The sequence below is a fragment of the Candidatus Sulfotelmatobacter sp. genome, assembly GCA_035504415.1.
GTDB lineage: Bacteria > Vulcanimicrobiota > Vulcanimicrobiia > Vulcanimicrobiales > Vulcanimicrobiaceae > Vulcanimicrobium.
Genome location: DATJRY010000011.1, coordinates 437372 through 457885 on the forward strand (window position 1 = coordinate 437372; position 20514 = coordinate 457885).

Genomic DNA, 20514 nt, shown 5'->3' on the forward strand with positions numbered 1-20514 from the left:
GAGCCCCTCGCCGACACGGCGGGGGGCTTGCGTGTTTTCTGAAGAGGCCGATGACCCCACCTGATCTCCCCGGCGCCCCGCCCGGCGCGCGCGTCCCCGGCGACAAGTCGATCGCACACCGGTCGCTGATGCTGGCCGCGCTGGCCCACGGGCGCTCGCGGCTGCACAACGTCCCGGCCGGCCTCGACGTCCTCTCGACCCAGCGGGTCTTGCGCGCGCTCGGGGTCACCATCGCGGCCGACGGTGCGGCGCTGGTCGTCGACGGACGCGACGGGGTGTTCGACGCGCCCGGCGAGCCGATCGACTGCGGCAACAGCGGCACGACGATCCGCTTGATGAGCGGCCTGCTCGCGACCCGGCCGATCGTCGTCACCCTCGACGGCGACGCCTCGCTGCGGCGGCGACCGATGCGCCGCGTCGCCGATCCCCTGGCGGCGTTCGGCGCGCGGCTGACGCTCAGCCCCGGCGGGACGGCCCCGGTCACCATCGCCGGCAACGGCGAGGCGCGGGCGACCACCCTGACGGTCGCCGTTCCCAGCGCGCAGGTGAAGTCGGCGCTGGTGCTGGCCGCGCTCAACGCGCACGGTCGCTCACGCATCGGCGGCGAGCTCGCGACGCGCGATCACACCGAACGACTGCTGCGCGCGTTCGGCGCCGTGTGCGCCCTCGACGGCAACGAGCTGATCGTCGAAGGACCGGCGCGTTTGCGCGCGATCGAGCTGACGGTACCCGGCGACATCTCGAGCGCCGCGTTTCTGCTCGCCGCCGCGGCCGCGGTGCCGGGCGCGCGCGTCGCCGTCGACGACGTCGGCCTCAACCCGACGCGGACCGCGTTCCTCGACGTGCTGCGCCGCTTCGGCGCGCAGGTAACCGTCACCGAGACCGACGGCGGCGCGGAGCCGCGCGGCCGCGTCGTCGTGCGCGGCGCGCCGCTGCGCGCGATCGCGATCGAACCCTGGGAAGTACCGGGGTTGATCGACGAGCTGCCGCTGGTCGGGGTGCTGGGCGCGTTCGCGCGCGGGACGACCAGCGTGCGCGGCGCCGCCGAGCTGCGAGTGAAGGAGTCCGATCGCATCGAGACGTTCGCCGCCGCCGCGCGCGCGCTGGGCATCGACGTGAGAACCGCGCCCGACGGGTTCGCGGTGAGCGGGCCGGCGCGCATCCGCGGCGGCGCGATCGTGACAGCCGGCGATCACCGCATCGCGATGGCGTTCTCGGTCGCCGCGCGCGCGGCCGGCGTGCACGTCGTGCTCGACGATCCCGATTGCATGGCCGTCTCGTTCCCCGGCTTCGCCGGCGCGCTCGAGGCCGTCGCGTGAAGCGCGCGGCGGTCATCGGCCATCCGGTCGCGCACAGCCGCTCGCCGGCGCTGTTCGCGCGCTTCGCCGCCGCCGGCGGCGTCGAGCTCGACTACCGTGCCGTCGACCTCACCCCCGAGCAGCTGGCGCCGCAGCTGCGCGCCTGGCGCGTCGATCCCGACTTCGTCGGCTGCAACGTCACCCTGCCGCACAAGGAGCGCGCGTTGACGCTGGCCGACCGCGTCGAGCCGGCCGCGCACGCGTGCGGCGCGACCAACGTGCTCACCCGCAGCGACGGCCAGCTGATCGCCGACAACACCGACGTCGCCGGCGTCGAGGCGGGCTTGGCCGCGCACGGCGTCGCGCTGCGCCGCGCCCGGGTCGCGATTCTGGGCTGCGGCGGCGCGGCGCGGGCGGTCGCCGAGGCGGCGCGCCGCAGCGGCGCGGCCTCGATCGTGATCGCCGGCCGCGACCGCGCCCGCGCGCAAGCCGTCGCGGCCGCGTTCGGCGCGAGCGCGTGCACGCTCGACGCGGTGCCGGTGGCCGACGTCTACGTCAACGCGACGCCGGTCGGGATGGTCGGCCAGGAACAGCGCTCGCTCTTGCCGCGCAACGCGCCGGCCGGCGCGGCCGCGTTCGATCTCGTCTACACGCCCGAAGACACGCCGTTCTTGCGGGACGCGCGCGCCCGCGGCTTGCGCGCCGTGCCGGGCACGGCGATGTTCCTCGCCCAAGCCGCCGCCACGTTCGAACGCTGGTTCGGCTTCGCCCCGCCGGAGGCTTTGACGACATGAGCTTGCGCTACCTCACGGCGGGCGAGTCGCACGGTCCGATGCTGATCGGCATCCTCGACGGGATGCCCAGCGGGCTGCGGATCGACGCCGCGACGCTGCACGCGCAGGCCAAGCGCCGCAAGCTGGGCTACGGACGCGGCAACCGCCAGAACATCGAGACCGACGAGATCCGCATCGTCGGCGGCGTGCGGCGCGGCAAGACGCTCGGGGCCCCGATCGCGCTGGTGCTCGAGAACCGCGACCACGTGCGCTGGGCCGAGATCATGCGCGTCGACGAGCCCGACGACGACGCGCCGGCCGCGCGCGCGGTCTTCATCCCCCGTCCCGGTCACGCCGACCGCGTCGGCGGCATCAAGTACGAGCTGGACGACATGCGCGACGTGCTCGAACGCGCCAGCGCGCGCGAGACCGCGATGCGCGTCGCGCTCGGCACGCTCGCGCGCACGTTCCTAGGCGCGCTGGGCGTCTCGCTGCACAGCCGCGTCGTGCGCATCGGCCGCGCCGTCGACGAGACGCCGTGGCGCGAGGTCACGCCCGACGAGGTCGACGCCTCGCCGGTGCGCGCGCTGGACGACGCCGCCGCCGCCGCGATGATCCAGGAGATCGAGCACGCCAAGGCCGCCGGCGACTCGCTCGGCGGCGTGTTCGAGGTCGTCGCGCGCGACGTGCCGATCGCGCTGGGCTCCTACGCGCAGTGGGACCGCCGGCTCGAAGGCGAGGTCGCCAAGGCCTTCATGTCGCTCAACGCGATCAAGGGTGTCGAGATCGGGCTGGGCTTCGGCGCGGCGGCGCGGCGCGGCTCGGAAGCGCACGACGCCTACGAGCCCGACCCGCATACGCGCACGCGCTATCGCACCAATCGCGCCGGCGGGATCGAAGGCGGGATGACGACCGGGCAGCCGATCGTCGTGCGCGTCGGGATGAAGCCGATCGCGACGTTGATGAATCCGCTCGACTCGGTCGACCTGCGCACCGGCGAGGCGACCAAAGCGTACATCGAGCGCAGCGACGTGTGCGCCGTACCGGCGGCGGCGGTGATCGGCGAGTCGCTCTTGGCGCTGGTGCTGGCCGACGCCGTGCTGACCAAGTTCGGCGGCGACTCGCTGGCGGAAGTCGTGGAGCGCGTGCGCGGCTGGGAGACGACGGTTCGTGCCCGCTAACGTGTGGCTGTGCGGCCCCCCCGGCGCCGGCAAGTCGAGCGTCGCGCCGCTGCTGGCGGCGCTGCGCGGGCTCGACGCGGTCGACATCGACCGGCTGGTCGAGAACGAGGACGGCCGGCGCATCGTCGAGATCGTCGACCAGGAGGGCGAACCCGCGTTTCGCGCCCGCGAGCGCGCGGCCATCGCACGCGTCGCGATGCGCGGCGGCACCGTCGTCGCGCTCGGCGGCGGCGCGCTCGAGGACGAGGAGAACCGGCTCGCGATCGCGTCCAGCGGGTTGTTGGTCTTCCTGGACGCGTCGCTGGAGACGTGCAGCTTGCGCACCTCGCGCGAGGCCGGCCAGCGGCCGCTGCTGCGCGAGCAAGGCGCGCTGGCGCGCCTGCACGCCGGCCGGCGCGCACGCTATCTCGAAGCCGACCTGCGCGTGCGCGTCGACGGCATCTCGCCGGCCGGCGCGGCCGACGCCATCGACCGCGCGCTGCGCGAGGAGCGCGACGTGCGCGTTGCCGCCGCGAAGCCGTACGACGTCGCGATCGCACGCGATCTGCTCGACAAGCTGCCGCGCCGCGCGCATCCCGAGCCGGGCGGCCGGGTGCTGATCGTCGTCGACCGCCAGGTGCGCGACCTCGCCGCGCGCGTGCGCACCGCCTACGCCGACGCCGGCGTCGCCGCCGACGTCATCGAGGTCGACGCCGACGAGTCGCTCAAGTCGCTCGACGCGGTCGCGCACCTGTGGGACACGTTCGCCGCGCACCGGCTCGACCGCCGCGGCATCGTGGTCGGGATCGGCGGCGGGACGATCGGCGACGCGGTCGGCTTCGCCGCCGCGACGTTCCAGCGCGGCGTCCCGTTCGTCGCCGTCCCGACCACGCTGCTCAGCGCGGTCGACGCCGCGATCGGTGGCAAGACCGCGATCAACCTGAGCACCGGCAAGAACCTGGTCGGCACGGTGACCCAGCCGGCGCTGGTCGCGATCGTGCCGCAAGTCTTGCGGCGGTTGCCGCGGCGCGACGTCGTCTCGGGCTACGGCGAGATGCTCAAGTACGGTCTGGCGCTCGACGCCGTCCTCTACCGCGCGCTGCGCGAGGGCGAGGCCGCGCTGCTCGACGATCCGGCCAGCGCGATCGACGCCATCGCGCGCTGCGTCGAGCTGAAAGCCGAGATCGTCGCGCTCGACGAGGAGGATCGCACCGGCGTGCGCGCGATCCTCAACTTCGGCCACACCGTCGGCCACGCGCTCGAAAAGGTCGCCGGCTACGGCACGCTGCGCCACGGCGAGGCGGTGATCGTCGGGATGCGCGCCGCGCTGGCGCTCTCGGTCGCGCGCGGCTACCTCGACGACGCGGCACGCACCGAGCCCGACGCCCACTTGGCGACGCTGCCGATCCCCGACGATTGGCGCGCGCTCGATCCGAGCGCGGTCGTCGCCGCGACCGCCGGCGACAAGAAGCGCCACGCGCAGGGCACGCAGTTCGTCCTGCTCGACGCCATCGGCAGCTCGCGGCTGGACGACGGGGTCACCCCCGACGACGTGCGCGCCGCGCTGGCCGGTATCGGTCTGGGATGAAGATCCTCGTCGTCAACGGCCCCAACCTCAACCTGCTGGGCGAACGTGAGCCGGCGGTGTACGGGACGGCCACGCTCGCGGACCTCGAGCGCGCGATCCGCAAGCGCTGCAAGAAGTACGGCTGGAAGGTCAAGTTCTTCCAGTCCAACCACGAAGGCGCGATCATCGACGAGCTGCACGCGCGGCGCGCCTGGGCCGACGCGGTGCTGATCAACCCCGCCGCGTTCACCCACTACTCGTGGGCGCTGCGCGACGCGATTCTCGCGATCCAGGTCCCGACGGTGGAAGTCCACCTCTCCGATCTCGATGCGCGCGCCGAGCGCGAGGAGTTTCGCCGCCTGTCGGTCGTGCGCGACGTCTGCGTCGCGCGCTTCACCGGCCGCGGCATCGACTCGTACCTCGACGCGCTCGACTTCCTCGTCGCGCCCACCGAAACACCGTGACCGCGCGCCGGCTCGGCCGCGAGGGACCCGCGGTCGGCCCGATCGCGCTGGGCTGCATGGGGATGTCGGAGTTCTACACGCCCGTCCCCGAGCGCGAGGCGATCGCGACCATCCATCGCGCGCTCGAGCTGGGCGTCACGCTGATCGACACCTCCGACATGTACGGCCGCGGCGAGAACGAGAAGCTGGTCGGCCGCGCGCTGCGCAACCGCCGCGAGCACGCGGTGCTGGCCACGAAGACGGGGATGCTGCGACGCGCCGACGACCCGTCCTGGCGCGGTCGCGACGGTCGCCCCGCGTACGTCCGCGCGGCGATCGACGCGTCGCTGCGGCGGCTGGGCGTCGACCACGTCGATCTGTACTATTTGCATCGCGTCGACCCGCAGGTGCCGATCGAAGAGACGGTCGGCGCGATGGCCGAGCTGGTGCGGGCCGGCAAAGTGCGCCGGCTCGGCCTCTCCGAGACGACCGCCGATCAGCTGCGCCGCGCGGCCGCCGTCGCGCCGATCGCGGCGCTGCAGAGCGAGTACTCGTTGTTCACCCGCGACGTCGAACAGAACGGCGTGCTGGCCGCGGCGCGCGCGCTCGGCGTGACGCTGGTCGCCTACGCGCCGCTGGGCCGCGGGCTGCTCACCGGCGCCGTTCGCGAGACGGCAACGCTGGCCGACGACGACCTGCGCCGGCGCGTCCCGCGCTTCGACGACGCCAACCTCGCGCACAACTTGGCCTTGGTCGACGCGCTGGCCGCGCTGGCGCGCGAACGCGGCTGCACGCCCGCGCAGCTGGCGCTGGCGTGGGTGCTGACGCAGGGCGAGGACGTCGTCGCGCTGCCCGGCTCCGAACGCGTCACGCACCTCGAGGAGAACGCGCGCGCGGCGGACGTCGTGCTCGACCCCGCGACGCTGGCCCGCATCGAGGCGGCACTCCCGCCGGGCGCGGCCGCCGGCGGACGGATTCGCTAGACGGCGGGCTCTGGCTGTACGGAGCCCGGGTCGTGTTCGTCCTCGGCACATGTGATTGATCCAGACGCTAAAGGATGTCCAGGAACAACGACCGGAGCAGCTCCGAACCCGCCTTCAATTCGAATCGGAAGCCTGTGCCATTTCTTCTCGAGAGCGTCCTCCTCGTTGGCTGGCGGCCAGGCTCCTTCGTCGGCTTGAACTCGCCAATAGAGCGCGTGTTCTCCCCAAGCACCATACACAAGAACGTAACCTATTGGGTGCGGCATAGCATCATTGAATATCTCAGCTTCGCCAAGGACGAATTCAGCTCCCCAGGCAGTGGGTCGCCTTATGATAGGGCCCTGCGCGAATTTCTCGCGCATCTCAAGGTTCTTAGACGTCATGACTTCGACAACCGCATTAGTGGCGGGGCGTCTACCGTTGTTAAGAACAGCAATATCGAGCCGAAGTTGTACGGGGGAAATATTTGATTGAATACCCACCCCGCTTCTCAGGCGGAGGACCGGCTTCTCTGAGATTAGACCGAAAGTGACGACTACATTTGGCTTCCTACTACGCTCAGTTTCTGCAATAGTCGCTTCGCGACGCGTTATTCTTAGCGTCTCGATCGTCGCGTCAAATTCTTTATTTGCAAGGTCAAGCGCGCTTTGAGCGAGGCTCGTCTGGGTTCGAGCTTCGGCTATTTGTCGGTTGGCGAGTTCTATCTGCTCATTTGCTATTTCTATCTGCTGATTGGCGAGGCCGATTTGCTTCTGAATCGCGGTTAACGCGCGCTGCCCAAAATATGCCGCCATCGCAGCTGCCGCTAGACTGAGGAGTGGTACAGCGTAGTTGAAGAACCAGCCAACCGCGATAGATGCCATCATCCACTAGTACGCATCGAGGGAAGCGTCGGCTTCGCTGAGATCGGCGTCGAGCAGCGCGTGCAGCTGCGGGAGGAAGCGCGGCGCGGGACCGCCGCGCAGCTCGGGCTCGATGACGTCGTGCGAGATGCCGGCGCCGCGCAAGTGCAGCACGCGCACGCGCGCGGCGCCGGCGCGCCGCCACCGTGCGACGAGCCGGTCGATGGCACCGTTGTTGACGCCGGTCTCCCCGGCGTTACGAACGATCTCGACGTCCCCGGCGGCCGGCGGCGCGCGGCGCGCGGCGGCGAACAGCTCGTGCGCCAGCGCGAGTCCCGCGCCCAGCGCGTCGGTCGAGTAGCGCGGATAGCCGTGCGGCGGGTCGCTGCGACCGCGATCGAACGGGTTCCACCACAGGAACAGCCGCGGCGCGCGCGCGAGCAGGCCGCGCAGCGCGCCGAGCCATGCCGAGGGGAACGGGCGAATACCGAGCAGCGGCGCGATCGCGATCGTGCGCGTCACGCGCGCATCCTGTTGCGCGAGGTACAGCGCCATGACGCCGCCCATGGAGAACCCGACCACCACGATCTCGTCGGCCAGCGCGGCCGCCGTGGCCACGATCCGCTGCGCCTGCGCGCGCAGCTCGTCGACGGTCAACCCCGCCAGCGCATCGGTCATCCGGTCCGCGTGGCCGTGGCGCGGCAGGCGCGGGATCAGCACGGTCTCGCCGCGCGCGTACCGTGCCTGCGCGAAGTCGCGCCACGTTCGTGGACTGGCCGTCATGCCGTGCAGCAGCACGACGACGCGCCGCGTGCGGCCGCCGTGGGCGAGCAGCGTCGAGCGCATCTCCTCGCCCAGCAGATGCTCCTCACCGGCATCGAGCGCGGCCAGCAGCGCAGCCGGATCGTCGGTCGTCACACGTTCGCCAGCGCGATCACCGCGAAGGCACGCTCGTCGGTGCGCATGCTCTCCGCCGCCAGCGCGTCGCGCAACGCCTTGGCCGCCTCGTGCGCGTACGCCGTCGCCTCGGGCGTGCCGGTCCGCGCGATGGCGCTCGCGGCGACGATCAAGTCGTCGACCGCGCGGGCGATGCCTTCGTGCATGGCGCGCTCGGCGTCGCGCTCGGCGATCCGCGTGCCGGCCGCGCCGCGGGCGAGCATCAGCACGTAGTCGAGCGCCGCCGCGGTCGCCATGATGCGATCGGCCTGCGCCCGGAAGGCCGGCACGTCGCCGAAATCGCGCGCCGCGGTGAGCAGCGCGCCCTGCAGCGCTACGACGCGTTGCGCGCGGTCAGCGCCCACAGCACCGCTACCTGCGTCTTGCAATCTTGCAGCTCCCCACGTTGAATCTTGCTCCACAGCTCGTCGACGGGAAAGATACCGACCTCGATCTGCTCGTCGGGATCGGGATCGGTCGCGCCGATCTCGTACCCCTCGGCCCGGCAGAAGTGCAGCAGCTCGGTGCAAAAGCCGGGCGCCGAGTAGCCCGAGAAGAGATGCCGGACGTCGCGCGCCACGTAGCCGGTCTCCTCGCGCAGCTCGCGGCGCGCGGCGTCGACCGGGCTCTCGCCCGGATCCATCCCGCCGGCCACCGCCTCCCACGTCTCCCGTCCCACCGGGTGTCGATACTGCTTGACGAGCAGCATGGTGTCAGGGGTGGGCTGCACGATCACCACCACCGCGCCGCCGTGCTCGACGACCTCGACGTCGTGCGTGCCCCCGCTCGGGCTGGGCAGCGTGTCGACACGCAGGTTGACGACGCGGCCCTCGTAGACGCGGCGGGTCTTGCGGACGTCCATGCCGTCAGACGACGACGGAGTTGGCCAGCTCTTCGAGCAGCGTCGGACGATGCGGCGACCACCCCAGATCTCGTTCGGCTTTGCCGGCGTCGATCAGCTGGTCGGCGACGAGCGCATCGGCGAACGGTCCGAGCAGCGCGCGTCCCTCGTCGAGCGAGATCGAAGCGACCGCCGCGTCGACCCCGGCGGCGCGGGCGGCCGCGTTCGCGATCTCGCCGTACGGCACCGACGCGCCGCGCACCGCGTTGTAGACGCCGCGCGCGTCGCGATGGTCGACGAACAAGCCGTACAGCTCGCCCAGCGCGTCGTGCCGCACGGTCGGCCAACGGTTTTCGCCGTCGCCGACGATGCGCAGCGTCCCCGCGCGCGCCTGCTCGACCATCTGGCCCGGAATCCCGCCGCCGTCGCCGTACACGATCCCCGGCCGCACGACGATCGCGCGCAGCCGGCTGGCTTGCTCGAGGACCAGCTGCTCGTGCGCCGGACGCCAGGCCACGATCGGCAGCGGCGTGAGCGGCGAGCTCTCGTCGAGGTGCGCGTCGCCGCGCGAGCCGTACACCCACACGCCGCTGGTGTAGACGAAGGGACGACCCGGCGGCAGCGCGTCGAGCAGCACTTCGAGCGCGGCGCGTTCCAGCGCGACGCCCTCGCCGCTGTAGTCGAACCCGCAGTGCAGGACGGCGTCGGCGTGCGCGGCCTCGGCGCGCAGCACGTCGAGCGACGCGAGCGAACCGCGTACCGGCTCCGCGCCGAGCGAACGCACCGTGCGTTCCGCTTCGTCGCTGCGCGCGAGGCCGCGCACGACGTGCGTGCGACGGCGCAGCTCGCGCACGACGCTTCGACCGATGAAACCCGTGGCCCCCGTGACCAAGACCGGCATGTCAGCCTCCCGCGGCGCGCGGCCGCGCGATGATGGTGGTGATGTCGAAGACGACCGCGACTTCCGCCGCGGTGATGCAGGCGCGAATCGCCCAGTGCGGACCCCAGTCGATCGTCACCAGCGCGAGCGCGACGGCGACGCAGTACGCGACGCCCTTGGTAACGTCGGCGCGCACGGTGGGCGAGGCCGGATCGTAGGCGCGCCGGATCGCGAGCACCGTGGCGATCAGCGCGACCGCGAGCAGCAGCGTCCCGAACAGCCGGTTCGCGGCCAACAGGTGCAGTACGGGTTGCGCGCCCGCCGCGATCAGAACGGCGATCAGCAGCAGCAACGCGATCTCGGGCAACCGGCGGTCCTTCACGACCGACGCTCTTCGGCCGCGAGGGCGGGGGTCCCCAGCGAGGCCGGGAAGGGCCCGGAGTGCCGACCCCGCTGAGCCCGCACAACCCGCGCATCGAGGCCGTCCGTGACCTGCGCACGCCCAAGGGCCGGCGCGCCGCCGGCCGGTTCGCGGCCGAGGGCCCCACCCTCTTGGAAGAGGCCCGTCGCAGCGGGACGCGTCCGTGCGAGATCTACCTCAGCGAAACGGCGCTCGGTCGCTTCGACGCCGGGGTCTACGAAGCCGACGGCGTCCCGGTCCACGTCCTCCCCGACCGGGTCGCGGCCCGGCTCTCGGACGTCGAGACGCCCAGCGGGATCGTCGCGGTGTTCGACCTGCCGGCCGCCGGGCCGGCCACGATCCTGGCTCGGCCGGGGCCGGTCCTGCTGCTGGCAGGGGTGAGCGACCCCGGCAACGCGGGCACGCTGGTGCGCTCGGCCGAAGCGTTCGGCGCCGCCGGCGTGCTGTTCGGGCGCGGCGGCGCCGATCCGTTCGCGCCCAAGGTGGTGCGCGCGGCGATGGGCTCGATCTTCCGGCTGCCGGTCGCGGCGGTCGACGCCGACGAGTTGTTGGCGCTGGCGGCAGCAGCCGAGCGCCCAGTCGTGGCGACCGACCTCGACGGCGAGGACCTGCGCGTCGTGGGCATTCCGGCGAACGCCGTCGTTGCAATCGGGAACGAGCGGCGGGGCGTTCGCGACTGGCTGCCCCGCTGGGACCGCGCGGTGCGGATCCCGCAATGCGACACAACCGAGAGCTTGAACGCGGCGGTCGCCGGCAGCATCGTTCTCTACGAGTCCGCGCGTGTCAAGTAGTCTGTCAAGTCGCCGAAAAAGCCTTCTCTGTCAAGACTTGGCGGCGTTTTCGGCCGGTGCTATACTCCGGCCACAGTCGTCGAAAACGACGCGCACTCAACGCAGAACGGGAGAGGGACGGCCGACGCCATGCGCACTTCCGAAGTCTTCTGGAAACTGTTCGCCACGACGGGCTCGGTCCGCGCATACTTGATGTACCGGCATTTGCACCCCACGGCCACCGGCTGAGGCGGGTGCCGCGTCCCGAAGCGGACGCGCCCCTCTCGAGAACGAACTCGACGCACGCCCGGTCCACCACGGATCGGGCGTTTCGCATGGACGGACGGATTGACGACGACTGGCATGAGTGAACTCGAAACGACCCTCGCGGCATTGGCCGCGCGGTTCGACGCGGCCGTCGCCGCGGCGTCGGACGCGGCCGCGCTCGACGAGGTGCGCGTCGCCTTCCTCGGCCGCAGCGGCGAGGTGACCGCGGTGCGCCGCGGCATCGGTGCGCTGCCGGTCGCCGAACGTCCCGGTGCGGGCAAGATCATCAACGCCGCCGTCGAGCAGCTCGAAGCGAAGCTGGCGCTCGCGCAGCAGCGCGTCGAGCGCGCGGCGCTCGACGCCTCGCTGAGCGAGACGATCGACGTCACCTTCCCCGGGCCGCCGGCGCAGATCGGCGCGCTGCACCCGGTGCGCCGCGTCGCGATCGAGATCGCCCGCTACTTCACCCGCCACGGCTTCGCGATCGTGCTCGGTCCGGAGATCGAGACCGACGCCAACAACTTCGACGCGCTCAACATCCCGCCCGATCATCCCGCGCGCGAAGGACTCGACTCGTTCTACCTGCGCCCCGACCTGCTGCTGCGCACGCACACCTCGCCGATGCAGGTGCGCTCGATGCGCAAGCACGGGCCGCCGATCGCCGTCATCGTGCCGGGCAAAGCGTATCGCCGCGACGCGGTCGACGCGCGCCACCTCTACATGTTCCACCAGGTCGAGGGACTGCTGGTCGGGCACGGCGTGCACTTCGGGCACCTCAAAGGGATGCTCGTCGGCATGTGCCGCGAGCTGTTCGGTCCCGAGGCCGACGTCCGCTTCCGCCCCTCGTTCTTCCCGTTCACCGAACCGTCGGCCGAAGTCGACGTCAACTGTCCGGCCTGTCACGGCGCGGGCGGCGCATGCCGCACCTGCGGCGGCAGCGGCTGGATCGAGATCGGCGGCAGCGGGATGGTGCATCCCAACGTGCTGCGCGCCGTCGGCTACGACCCCGACCAGGTCTCGGGTTGGGCCTTCGGCTGCGGTCTCGAGCGGATCGCGATGAAGCGGTACGACGTCGACGACATCCGCGCGTTCATCGAGAACGCACCGGGATTCGCGGAGGGACTGTCCTAGCATGCGCGTTCCGCTGGCGTGGCTGCGCGACTACGTCGAGCTGCCCACCGACGTCGAAGCGATCGTGGCGAAGCTGGCCGCGCTCGGCTTTCCGGTCGACGAGATCGAGACCCGGCCCGAGCTGACCAACGTCGTCGTCGGCACCCTGACCAAGGTCGCGCCGCACCCCAACGCCGATCGCCTGCAGTTGTGCACGGTCGACGTCGGCGCGGAGCGGCCGCTGACGATCGCGACCGCCGCGACCAACGTCGCCGCGGGCCAGACGGTGCCGGTGGCGCGCATCGGCGCGAAGTTGGCCGGCGGCCTCGAGATCGCGCCGCGCAAGATGCGCGGCGTCGACTCCGAGGGGATGCTGTGCTCCGCCGAGGAGCTGGCGCTGCCGGCCGAGTGGTTCGAGGACGGCATCCTGCAGCTCGATGCGGGGCTGGCGCCCGGGACCGACGCGATCGCATACTTCCGGCTGTGCGAACCGGTGCTCGACGTGGACGTCACGCCGAACCGGCCCGACGCGCTCTCGATCGTCGGGCTGGCGCGCGAGCTGGCCGCCGCGTTCGGCAAGCGTTTGCGCGAGCCGCAGTCGAGCGTCGGCTACAGCGACGGCCCCGAGGACGCGCGCGTCACCATCGAGACCGTCGACTGCAAGCGGTTCGTGTTCCAACGCGTGAGCGGCCTGCGCGTGCGTCCGGCCAAGACCTGGATGCGGCTGCGCCTGGCGCTGGCCGGCCAGCGCCCGATCAACAACGTCGTCGACATCTCGAACTTCGCGATGCTCGAGCTGGGCCAGCCGCTGCACTTCTTCGACAACGACCGCATCGTCGGACACCATCTGGTGGTGCGCGACGCGATCGCCGGCGAGACGTTCACCACGCTCGACGACCAAACGCGCACGCTCGATCCGCGCAACATCGTCATCTGCGACGACGAGGGGCCGACCTCGCTGGCCGGCGTCATGGGCGGACTGCGCAGCGAAGTCGTCGCGAGCACGACCGAGGTGCTGATCGAGTCGGCCGCCTGGACCGGCCCGCGCATCCGCCGCTCGTCGTCCGCGCTCAAGCTGCGCACCGAAGCCTCCTCGCGGTTCGAGAAATCGCTGCCGGTCGCGCTGGCCGACGTCGGCGCCGCGCGCGCGGCGCGGCTGCTCGAACAAGAGGGCGGCAGCGTGCGGATGCCGCGCGCGGCGGGCCGCCCCGCGCCCGATCCCGCGCCGGTCGTGCTGCCGGCGGGCGAGGTCGAACGGCTGTTGGGCTTCACCGTCACGCCCGAGGAGATCGAGCGCGCCTTGACCTCGCTCGGCTTCGAGGTCAAACGCGTCGAGGACGGGCTGCGGGTGCAGCCGCCGTACTGGCGCGCCGATATTCTCATCCCGGCCGACCTGGTCGAAGAGGTGGCGCGAGTCGTCGGCTACGACCGCGTGCAGGCCAGCGTGCCGGCGGTGGCGGCGCAAGACATCGACAGCGCCGACTTCGAGCGCGAGATGCAGTTGGCGGCGACGCTCGAAGGCCTCGGCTACACCGAAGCGATCTCGCTCTCGCTCCAGCCGGCGAGCGTCGCCGACACGTGGCGCGAAAACGGCGTGAGCGTCCCCGATGTGGTCGAGATCAGCAACCCGCTCAGCGAAGACCAGCGCTGGATGCGGTTCTCGATCGCGCCGGCTTTGCTCGAGTTCGCCGCGCGCGATCGCGCGGTGCGGCCGTATCGCGTCTTCGAGCTCGGACACGTCTTCGCCGACGGAAAGCCCGAGCCGCTGGAGCGCGTCGAGCTGACGGTCGTGCACAGCGGCGACGAGCACGCCTTCGGGCAGCTCAGCTCCGACGTGCTGGCGCTGCTGCGCCGCGCGCTCGGCGTCCAGCCGTCCGTCGAAGTCGGCACATACCCCTCGCTCCATCCCGGCAAGACCGCCGCGCTGCGCGTCGGCGAGCAGGTCGTCGGCTACGTCGGCGTCGTCGATCCGCGTTTGGCGCACGCCTACGGCGTCGGCGCGTCGACGACGCTCGCGACGGTCTTCGTCGACGCGCTCCCCGCGCGCACGGTGCCGCACTACACGCCGCCCTCGAAGTTCCCGCCGCTCGACCGCGACCTGGCCGTGGTCGTCCCGGTGAACGTGCTGGCCGGCGACCTCGTGGCCGCGGTGCGTGAAGAACCGCTGGTCGCCGCCGCGCGCCCGTTCGACGAGTACCGCGGGCCGCAGGTCGGCGAGGGCCGCAAGTCGCTGGCGTTGCACATCGTGCTGCAGAGCCGCGAAGCGACGCTGACCGAGGAGCAGGCCGACACCGCGATGGCCGCGATCCTCAGCCGCCTGCGCGAGCGGTTCGGAGCCCAACCGCGCACGTGATCACCTGGCCCGACCTGGTCGTCGCGGCGTTTGCGCTGCTGTTCGTCCTCAAGGGATGGAAGCGCGGGTTCGTCGCCGAGATCGGCGGGTTCGTCGCGCTGGCCTGCGCGGTGTGGGCCGCGCTGCTGTATCGCGGTTCGCTCGACGACCTGGTCGAACGCACGCTGCACCTGGGCCCGGGCTCCGCGCACGTCGTCGGGATGGCCGCCTTCGCCGTCTTCGTCTACGTCGTGCTGATGGTGCTCTCGTCGGTGCTCTCGCGGATCGCGAAGCTGCCGGTCATCGGGATCGGCAACAGCGTCGGCGGCGCGCTGATCGGCGTGCTCAAGGTGCTCTTGGTGACCTGGGCCGTCGTCTACGTCGTGCTGTTCTTCCCGATCCCGCGCGACCTGCGCACCGATCTACGCCACTCGACGGTCATCGCGGCGTTGAGCGAGCACAACGGCCAAGTCGACGGCATGGTGAAGAACGCGCTGCCCTGGTTCGTCAAGCCGTTCGCCGAACCGCTCTTCGCCCGCCACCGGTCCTGACGCTTACGGCGGCTCGATCGGGCCGCCGTCGGCGCGCTGTTGGGCGGCGGCGCCTTTGGCGAGGTTGAACGCGCTGTTGACCAAGCCGACGTGCGAGAAGGCTTGCGGGAAGTTGCCGAGTAGGCGGCGCTCGTGCGTGTCGTATTCTTCGGAGAGCAAGCCGACGTCGTTGCGAATCGCGAGCAGACGGGCGAACATGTCGCGCGCGTCTTCGTCGCGGCCGGCCAGCACGTAGTTGTCGATCAGCCAAAAGCTGCACGCGATGAACGCGCCCTCGCCGGCCGGCAGCCCGTCCACCCCGGCGTCGACCTGTTCGTAGCGGTGCACGAACCCGTCGACCAGCAGCCGCTCCTCGATGGCCTTGAGCGTGCCTTGCACGCGCGGATCGTCGTGCGGCAAGAACCCGACCAGTGGCATGAGCAGCGCGCTGGCATCGAGGCACGTCGCACCGTAGTATTGGACGAAAGTGTTCTGCGCGGCGTCGAAGCCGTGCTCGCACACGTCGGCGTGGATGCGCTCGCGCAGCGCGCGCCACTCGTCGACCGGCCCGTCGAGCGTCGTCGTCTCCTCGACCGAGCGGATCGCGCGGTCGATCGCCACCCATGCCAGCACCTTCGAGTGCACGAAATGACGGGACTCGCCGCGCACCTCCCACAGGCCGTGATCCGGCTCGCACCAGCGCTCCGCCACCGCGTCGACGACCGCCCGCGTGAGCGCCCACTCGTTCGCCGAGGGCAAGAGTCCGGCGCGGTGCGCCTGGTACATGACGTCGACCACCTCGCCGTACACGTCCAGCTGCAGCTGTTCGCTCGCGGCGTTGCCGACGCGAACCGGTTTGGAGTCGGCGTAGCCGGCCAGGTGCGGCAGCTCGTATTCGGGGACGCGCCGCTCGCCGCCGATGCCGTACAGGATCTGCAGGCGCGCCGGCGCCCCGGCGACGGCGCGCAAGAGCCAACCGCGCCACGCGTAGGCCTCGGCGTCATAGCCGGCGTTGAGGAACGCGACCAGCACGAAGGTCGCGTCGCGCAGCCAGCAGTAGCGGTAGTCCCAGTTGCGCACGCCGCCCAGCCGCTCCGGCAGCGAGGTCGTCGGCGCGGCGATCACCGCGCCGATCCCGTCGTACGAGAGCGCCTTGAGCGTCAGCAAGGAGCGCACCACCGCCTCGCGGTGCGGGCCCTCGTAGGTGCAGCCGCTAGCCCACTGGCGCCAGAACGCGTCCGTCCGCTCGAGCTGGTCGCGCACGTTGGCCGGGCCCGGCGCCTCGTCGTACGAGCGGAAGTACGCGAGGTCGAAGCCGACCCGCTGCCCCGTGGCGACGGTGAAGTCGGCGACGGTCGAGTGGTTCTCGCCGTGCACCTCGATGTCGGTGTGCAGGACGACCGCGTCGGGGCCGGCTACCGCCACCGTCGCGCCGCCGCGACGGTGCACCCACGGTATGGTCTCGCCGTAGTCGAAGCGGATGCGCATGCGCATCCGCATATCGACGCTGCCCTCGTCGCAGATGACGTAGCGCACGACCCGTGGTGATTCGCTCCACGGCAGCATCGCGTCGATGACGCGGACCTTCCCGGTCTCGCACACGTAGGTCGTCTGCAGCACCATGCTGTCGGGCCGGTACTCGCGCTTGACGTCCTGCACGCCGAAGGTCGGCGCGAGGCGCCAAAAGCCGTTCCGGCCGCTGCCCAGCAGCGACGCGAAGCACGCCGGCGAGTCGAACCGCGGCAGGCAGAGCCACTCGATGGTCCCGTACCGATTGATCAACGCCGCCGAGCGAAGATCGCCGATCAGCGCGTACTCTTCCAAGGGGCGGGACATCATATCTCCCTGGGTGTACCCGCCGATCGGCGCCGCGCATCACATGCGGTAGCGCAACTTCAGCTCGAAGGTCCGCGCCAGGGGGTAGCCCTGCGGAACGTAACCCGCCGTGCCGTAGTTCCACGGCACGGCTTGCGTCTGGCCGTCGTTGGTCGGGACGCCGTTGCCGAGCAGATAGGGCGTACCGGCGAGCTGCTGGCCGTACCAGATCGCGTAGGGCGAATTGGGGTTCGCCGTTCCCTTGTAGCCAGGCGGTCCGATCAGATACGGGTTGGACTGGTAATCGGTCGGACTCGCCGTGCCCAGCAGGTTCGCGACGTCGAAGATCGCCGTCAGCCGCGGCGTGATGTCGAACTCGGCGTGGAGCGAGAGCAGCGTCTGCGGCGGCGCGTGCAGCGAGTTCGGCAGCGGTCCTTCGGGCGTGCCGAGCGATGCGACGTAGGGGTTGGTTTGCGCGTTGTACGGCGCACCGGGATTCTCGAGGAAGTAGTAGTTGTAGCCGGGGTTGAGGTAGTTGTCGTTCGGCACCAAGACCGCTTTGCCGTTCACGAACTCGTAGATCATGGTGCCGTTGCCGTACGGATACCCCGACTCGAACGAGACCTCCGGCGTGACGCGGAAGCGCGAGGTGACCCGTACCTCGTACGAAAGCAGCGCGCTGAAGTCCGGCACGTAGCTCAGCGGTATCAGGGCATTGGCCGCGATCGCCGCCGGGTTGAGGTCGTTGTATGCGAACTGGGAAGCGCTCGAGGAATATGCGCGCAGGTAGTTCGCGTCCAGCGAGAAGTTGCCGGTCTTCCCCCACAGCTCGAGGCCATGACCCAGCAGCGCCCCCGCGTTGCTGGGAACCCCGATGCCGCTCGGGCTTTGATCTCCCGCGACCACCGAACGGAAGTTGGACGGAAGGACGTCGATCCGATTGCTCTCGTGTTCGGCGTAGTAGGTCAGCCGAAACTGCGTGCGGCCGCGGCCCTCGAACGAGATCGCCTCGTCGTTCGTGATCTCGGGTGCGAGCGCCACGAATGGTGCCGGGTTGGTGCTGTCGGAGCGGTCGGTCTCGAGCGGTGCCGGCGCGACCGTGGTGTGATCGAAGGTGGCCCGCACAGCGTAGTCGCCGCCGACCCGGTACGCGAAACCGAGGTGCGGGTCGATCGCCGCGACGTCGTACGGCGTGCCGTCGCTGGGTACGATGTGCGTGCGCTCGAACCGCGCCGTTCCGCTCGCGTCGAGCCGTGGCGCGACCGTCCACGTGTCGCCCAGGTAGGCCAAGCCGGTGAACAGCGTCGGGTTCGAGTGGATGTACTCATCGGCGGTCGGCACGATCTGGTCCAGAAAGCTGTTGTTCTCGCGGTACGCGACGCCGTAGTCGACACGGTTGCGGTCGCTCGCGACGTTCAGCACGTCGTAGAGCACCCCGTTCTCGCGTCCGCCCTGGTGTGTAAACAACGAGATGATGCCGTCGGGGAACGAGAGATCGTCCCAGAACGGCCCGCCGGCCTGCGAGCCGAACTGCGACTGATAGAGCTGGAGCCGCGAAACCGCTTGCGCGCTCGTGTGCGCCCAGCCGAGCTTGAGGATGTCGTACGTCCCGGTCAACCCCGAGGCGTAGCCGACCGGCAGATTCGGATTGCTCTCGCCGGGATACGTCGCGTACTTCGTGGCGCTGCAATCGGTCAAGTTCGGGTTGCAGTCGAAACTCCCGACGGTCAGCCCCGGATACGGCAAACCGTACTGCTGATAGCTCGCCTCACCGTAGAGTCCGACGAAGCTGAGGTCGTCGTGCGGCGTGAGCGCGAAGTGGACGTTGCCCGCGCTCGCGCTCTCGCCGCGCGACTGCAGCGCCAGGCCGTACGTCCCTTCCTCGGAGGGATAGAACGTGCGTCCGTCGCCGTACGCGAAGTATTCGCTGCTCAGGTCGGTCGAGAACGCGAAGCGCCAGCGCAGATCGGGCGTCGCCCACTGATTCTGCCAGCGAAACGCGTCGTATTGCGTGCCGATCCCGGTTCCCAACTCCAACGTCTGACGCTGCGGATACGTCCCGGTGAGCGGAATCTCGTCGATGACGCCGGCCAGCGCGTTCTGGCTCTCGCTGCCGAACCCACCCAGCGTGACCGTCGTCGCGGCGACGCCGACCGTCGAGAGCTGCGCGCCGACGATGTTTCCGCCCGGCTCGGCGATCAAGCCCTGCGGCACCGGCACCGAGTCGTAGTCGAATACGGCGTCGGAGACCTTTCCGCCACGCAGAATCGCGTTGCCGAACGTGTCGACGTCCACGCCCGGCGCCGAGGCGATCGCCCCCTGTACGGTGCCGGCATTGTATTGCGCAAGGCCCGACCCGTTCTCGCTCGGCGCGGTCGCGCGCGCGGCATCGCCGCTGACCGTGAAGGTGTCGGTCGTCGAACCGACCACGAACGCCGCGCCGCTCGCACGCACCGACCCGATGGTCCGCAGCAGCGGCGCGAGGCGGATGGTGACGTGTCCGGGCTGCGCGGCCGTCACCGTCACGCCGCGCTGGATGAACGATTCGTATCCGGCGACTTCGACCGAGAGCGCGTAGGTGTCGGGAACGATGCCGACCAGGGTGAAGCGTCCGTGCGGATCGGTGTGCGTCTCGTAGCGCCCGGCCGGCGCGGCGATGGTGATGACGGCGTCCGAGATCGGCTGCCCATCGGTGCTGACGACCGTCCCCGTGAGGGCTCCGGTCGTCACTTCGGCCGCGCGGGCGGCGCGCGTACCGCCGGCGGCGATGATGGCGAATAACGTCAACGCGCACATCAGCGCGCGACAGCTGCGAAACATGTGCTCCTCCGAGCGGGCGCACGACGCGCCCGACGCTGCGTGCTAAGCGATGGTCGGGAGGAGCGGTGGTCCGCGTTCGCCGTGCCGCCGGGCGAAGTGCTCGCGCACGGCGGCGAGCACGGTGTCGGTGCGCGCCGAAAGGCACGGCTGCGGCGCGTCGGCGAGCGCCGTGGCGAGGGCGAGCACGCGCACGACGAGCGCCGCGCACGCGGCCAGGAGCGCGCGCAGCGCGGCGGTCAGAGCGAACGCACAGACCAGCCCGAGCAGCAGGTGGAACGTCAACGAGAAAGCCAGCGGCGCGCCCAGCCAGCCCACGCCGTCCGGCAATGGAGCGCCCAGCGCGAGCCGCTCGACGCTCTCGATGCCGTACACGCCAGCCAGTTGGATGACGAAGGCAACGGGCAGTACCCGGGCCAGGGTGCGCGGCGCCAAAGCGCGCGCGGTCGCGCGGTGCCACGCGGCGCGGCGCGCCGCGCCGGCGCTGCCGAGCAGGGCGCCGAAGCGCCACACGACGGCCGCGAACGCGACGCCCACCCCGAGCACGAGCACGCTTCCGACGCCGCTCTGATCGCGGTCGATGTAGCCGGCCCCGAAGACGCCCGTGTCGGCGATCCGCTCGACCACGAAGTCACCCAGAGCGGCCGCGATGAGCGCGGCCGCCCCGAGCACCGACCAGCGTAACGCGGTCGTTCGAGACACGACCGCAGCGGCTTCCGCCGCGCGGCG

19 protein-coding genes are annotated in these 20514 nt (G+C 71.0%); 10 read left to right on the forward strand and 9 right to left on the reverse strand.

Annotated features, from left to right (window positions below):
• Window positions 1–50: 50 nt before the first annotated feature.
• Genes aroA through VMD91_08500 form a run of 6 tightly spaced genes read left to right on the forward strand, consistent with a single transcriptional unit; the run spans window position 51 to window position 6224 of the window.
• Window positions 51–1319: a 3-phosphoshikimate 1-carboxyvinyltransferase gene (aroA, locus tag VMD91_08475; GenBank protein HTW84085.1), complete on the forward strand. Its 1269-nt coding sequence runs from the start codon at window positions 51–53 to the stop codon at window positions 1317–1319.
• Window positions 1316–2092 carry a shikimate dehydrogenase gene (locus VMD91_08480; GenBank protein HTW84086.1) on the forward strand — a complete coding sequence of 259 codons (777 nt, stop codon included), beginning with the start codon at window positions 1316–1318 and terminating at the stop codon, window positions 2090–2092. Before aroA ends, VMD91_08480 begins: the two co-directional genes overlap by 4 nt.
• The gene (gene aroC, locus VMD91_08485; GenBank protein HTW84087.1) at window positions 2089–3252 is read left to right on the forward strand and encodes a chorismate synthase; all 1164 of its coding nucleotides are present in this window, start codon (window positions 2089–2091) and stop codon (window positions 3250–3252) included. Before VMD91_08480 ends, aroC begins: the two co-directional genes overlap by 4 nt.
• A complete protein-coding gene (gene aroB / locus VMD91_08490) occupies window positions 3242–4819 on the forward strand; it encodes a 3-dehydroquinate synthase (GenBank protein ID HTW84088.1) in 1578 nt (525 codons plus the stop codon). Before aroC ends, aroB begins: the two co-directional genes overlap by 11 nt.
• Complete coding sequence (locus VMD91_08495) at window positions 4816–5262, forward strand: type II 3-dehydroquinate dehydratase (protein ID HTW84089.1); 447 nt, start codon at window positions 4816–4818, stop codon at window positions 5260–5262. The genes aroB and VMD91_08495 overlap by 4 nt, the downstream gene beginning before the upstream one ends.
• Window positions 5259–6224: an aldo/keto reductase gene (locus VMD91_08500; protein ID HTW84090.1), complete on the forward strand. Its 966-nt coding sequence runs from the start codon at window positions 5259–5261 to the stop codon at window positions 6222–6224. The genes VMD91_08495 and VMD91_08500 overlap by 4 nt, the downstream gene beginning before the upstream one ends.
• Here the strand turns inward: VMD91_08500 and VMD91_08505 are convergent.
• Genes VMD91_08505 through VMD91_08530 form a run of 6 tightly spaced genes read right to left on the reverse strand, consistent with a single transcriptional unit; the run spans window position 6221 to window position 10105 of the window.
• Window positions 6221–7087 carry a hypothetical protein gene (locus VMD91_08505; protein ID HTW84091.1) on the reverse strand — a complete coding sequence of 289 codons (867 nt, stop codon included), beginning with the start codon at window positions 7085–7087 and terminating at the stop codon, window positions 6221–6223. The genes VMD91_08500 and VMD91_08505 overlap by 4 nt on opposite strands.
• Before the next feature lie 6 nt (window positions 7088–7093).
• Entirely contained in the window at window positions 7094–7984 is an 891-nt protein-coding gene (locus tag VMD91_08510) for an alpha/beta fold hydrolase (GenBank protein ID HTW84092.1), read from the reverse strand.
• A complete protein-coding gene (locus tag VMD91_08515) occupies window positions 7981–8367 on the reverse strand; it encodes a hypothetical protein (protein HTW84093.1) in 387 nt (128 codons plus the stop codon). Before VMD91_08515 ends, VMD91_08510 begins: the two co-directional genes overlap by 4 nt.
• Window positions 8337–8864 (reverse strand): NUDIX hydrolase, encoded by a 528-nt coding sequence (locus VMD91_08520; GenBank protein HTW84094.1) that lies wholly within the window; start codon window positions 8862–8864, stop codon window positions 8337–8339. The genes VMD91_08515 and VMD91_08520 overlap by 31 nt, the downstream gene beginning before the upstream one ends.
• Window positions 8865–8868: 4 nt before the next feature.
• Entirely contained in the window at window positions 8869–9744 is an 876-nt protein-coding gene (locus tag VMD91_08525; protein HTW84095.1) for an NAD-dependent epimerase/dehydratase family protein, read from the reverse strand.
• Window position 9745: 1 nt separating this feature from the next.
• Window positions 9746–10105 carry a hypothetical protein gene (locus VMD91_08530; GenBank protein HTW84096.1) on the reverse strand — a complete coding sequence of 120 codons (360 nt, stop codon included), beginning with the start codon at window positions 10103–10105 and terminating at the stop codon, window positions 9746–9748.
• A 59-nt stretch (window positions 10106–10164) separates the two neighbouring features.
• Between VMD91_08530 and VMD91_08535 the strand changes: the two genes are divergently transcribed.
• The 4 genes from VMD91_08535 to VMD91_08550 all read left to right on the forward strand — a co-directional run bounded on the left by VMD91_08535 (window position 10165) and on the right by VMD91_08550 (window position 15174).
• A complete protein-coding gene (locus VMD91_08535) occupies window positions 10165–10935 on the forward strand; it encodes an RNA methyltransferase (GenBank protein HTW84097.1) in 771 nt (256 codons plus the stop codon).
• 342 nt (window positions 10936–11277) lie between these two features.
• Window positions 11278–12312: a phenylalanine--tRNA ligase subunit alpha gene (gene pheS / locus VMD91_08540; GenBank protein ID HTW84098.1), complete on the forward strand. Its 1035-nt coding sequence runs from the start codon at window positions 11278–11280 to the stop codon at window positions 12310–12312.
• Between the two features lies 1 nt (window position 12313).
• Window positions 12314–14644 carry a phenylalanine--tRNA ligase subunit beta gene (gene pheT, locus VMD91_08545; protein HTW84099.1) on the forward strand — a complete coding sequence of 777 codons (2331 nt, stop codon included), beginning with the start codon at window positions 12314–12316 and terminating at the stop codon, window positions 14642–14644.
• Window positions 14641–15174, forward strand: coding sequence for a CvpA family protein (locus VMD91_08550; GenBank protein ID HTW84100.1), 534 nt, complete (start codon window positions 14641–14643; stop codon window positions 15172–15174). The genes pheT and VMD91_08550 overlap by 4 nt, the downstream gene beginning before the upstream one ends.
• Before the next feature lie 3 nt (window positions 15175–15177).
• Here the strand turns inward: VMD91_08550 and VMD91_08555 are convergent, their stop codons facing one another.
• From VMD91_08555 to VMD91_08565, 3 genes are read right to left on the reverse strand one after another with little or no spacing between them, the layout of a single operon-like run.
• Complete coding sequence (locus VMD91_08555; GenBank protein HTW84101.1) at window positions 15178–16989, reverse strand: glycoside hydrolase family 15 protein; 1812 nt, start codon at window positions 16987–16989, stop codon at window positions 15178–15180.
• Window positions 16990–17028: 39 nt separating this feature from the next.
• Window positions 17029–19788, reverse strand: coding sequence for a TonB-dependent receptor (locus tag VMD91_08560; GenBank protein HTW84102.1), 2760 nt, complete (start codon window positions 19786–19788; stop codon window positions 17029–17031).
• 42 nt (window positions 19789–19830) lie between these two features.
• Complete coding sequence (locus VMD91_08565; GenBank protein ID HTW84103.1) at window positions 19831–20487, reverse strand: hypothetical protein; 657 nt, start codon at window positions 20485–20487, stop codon at window positions 19831–19833.
• Window positions 20488–20514: the final 27 nt, after the last annotated feature.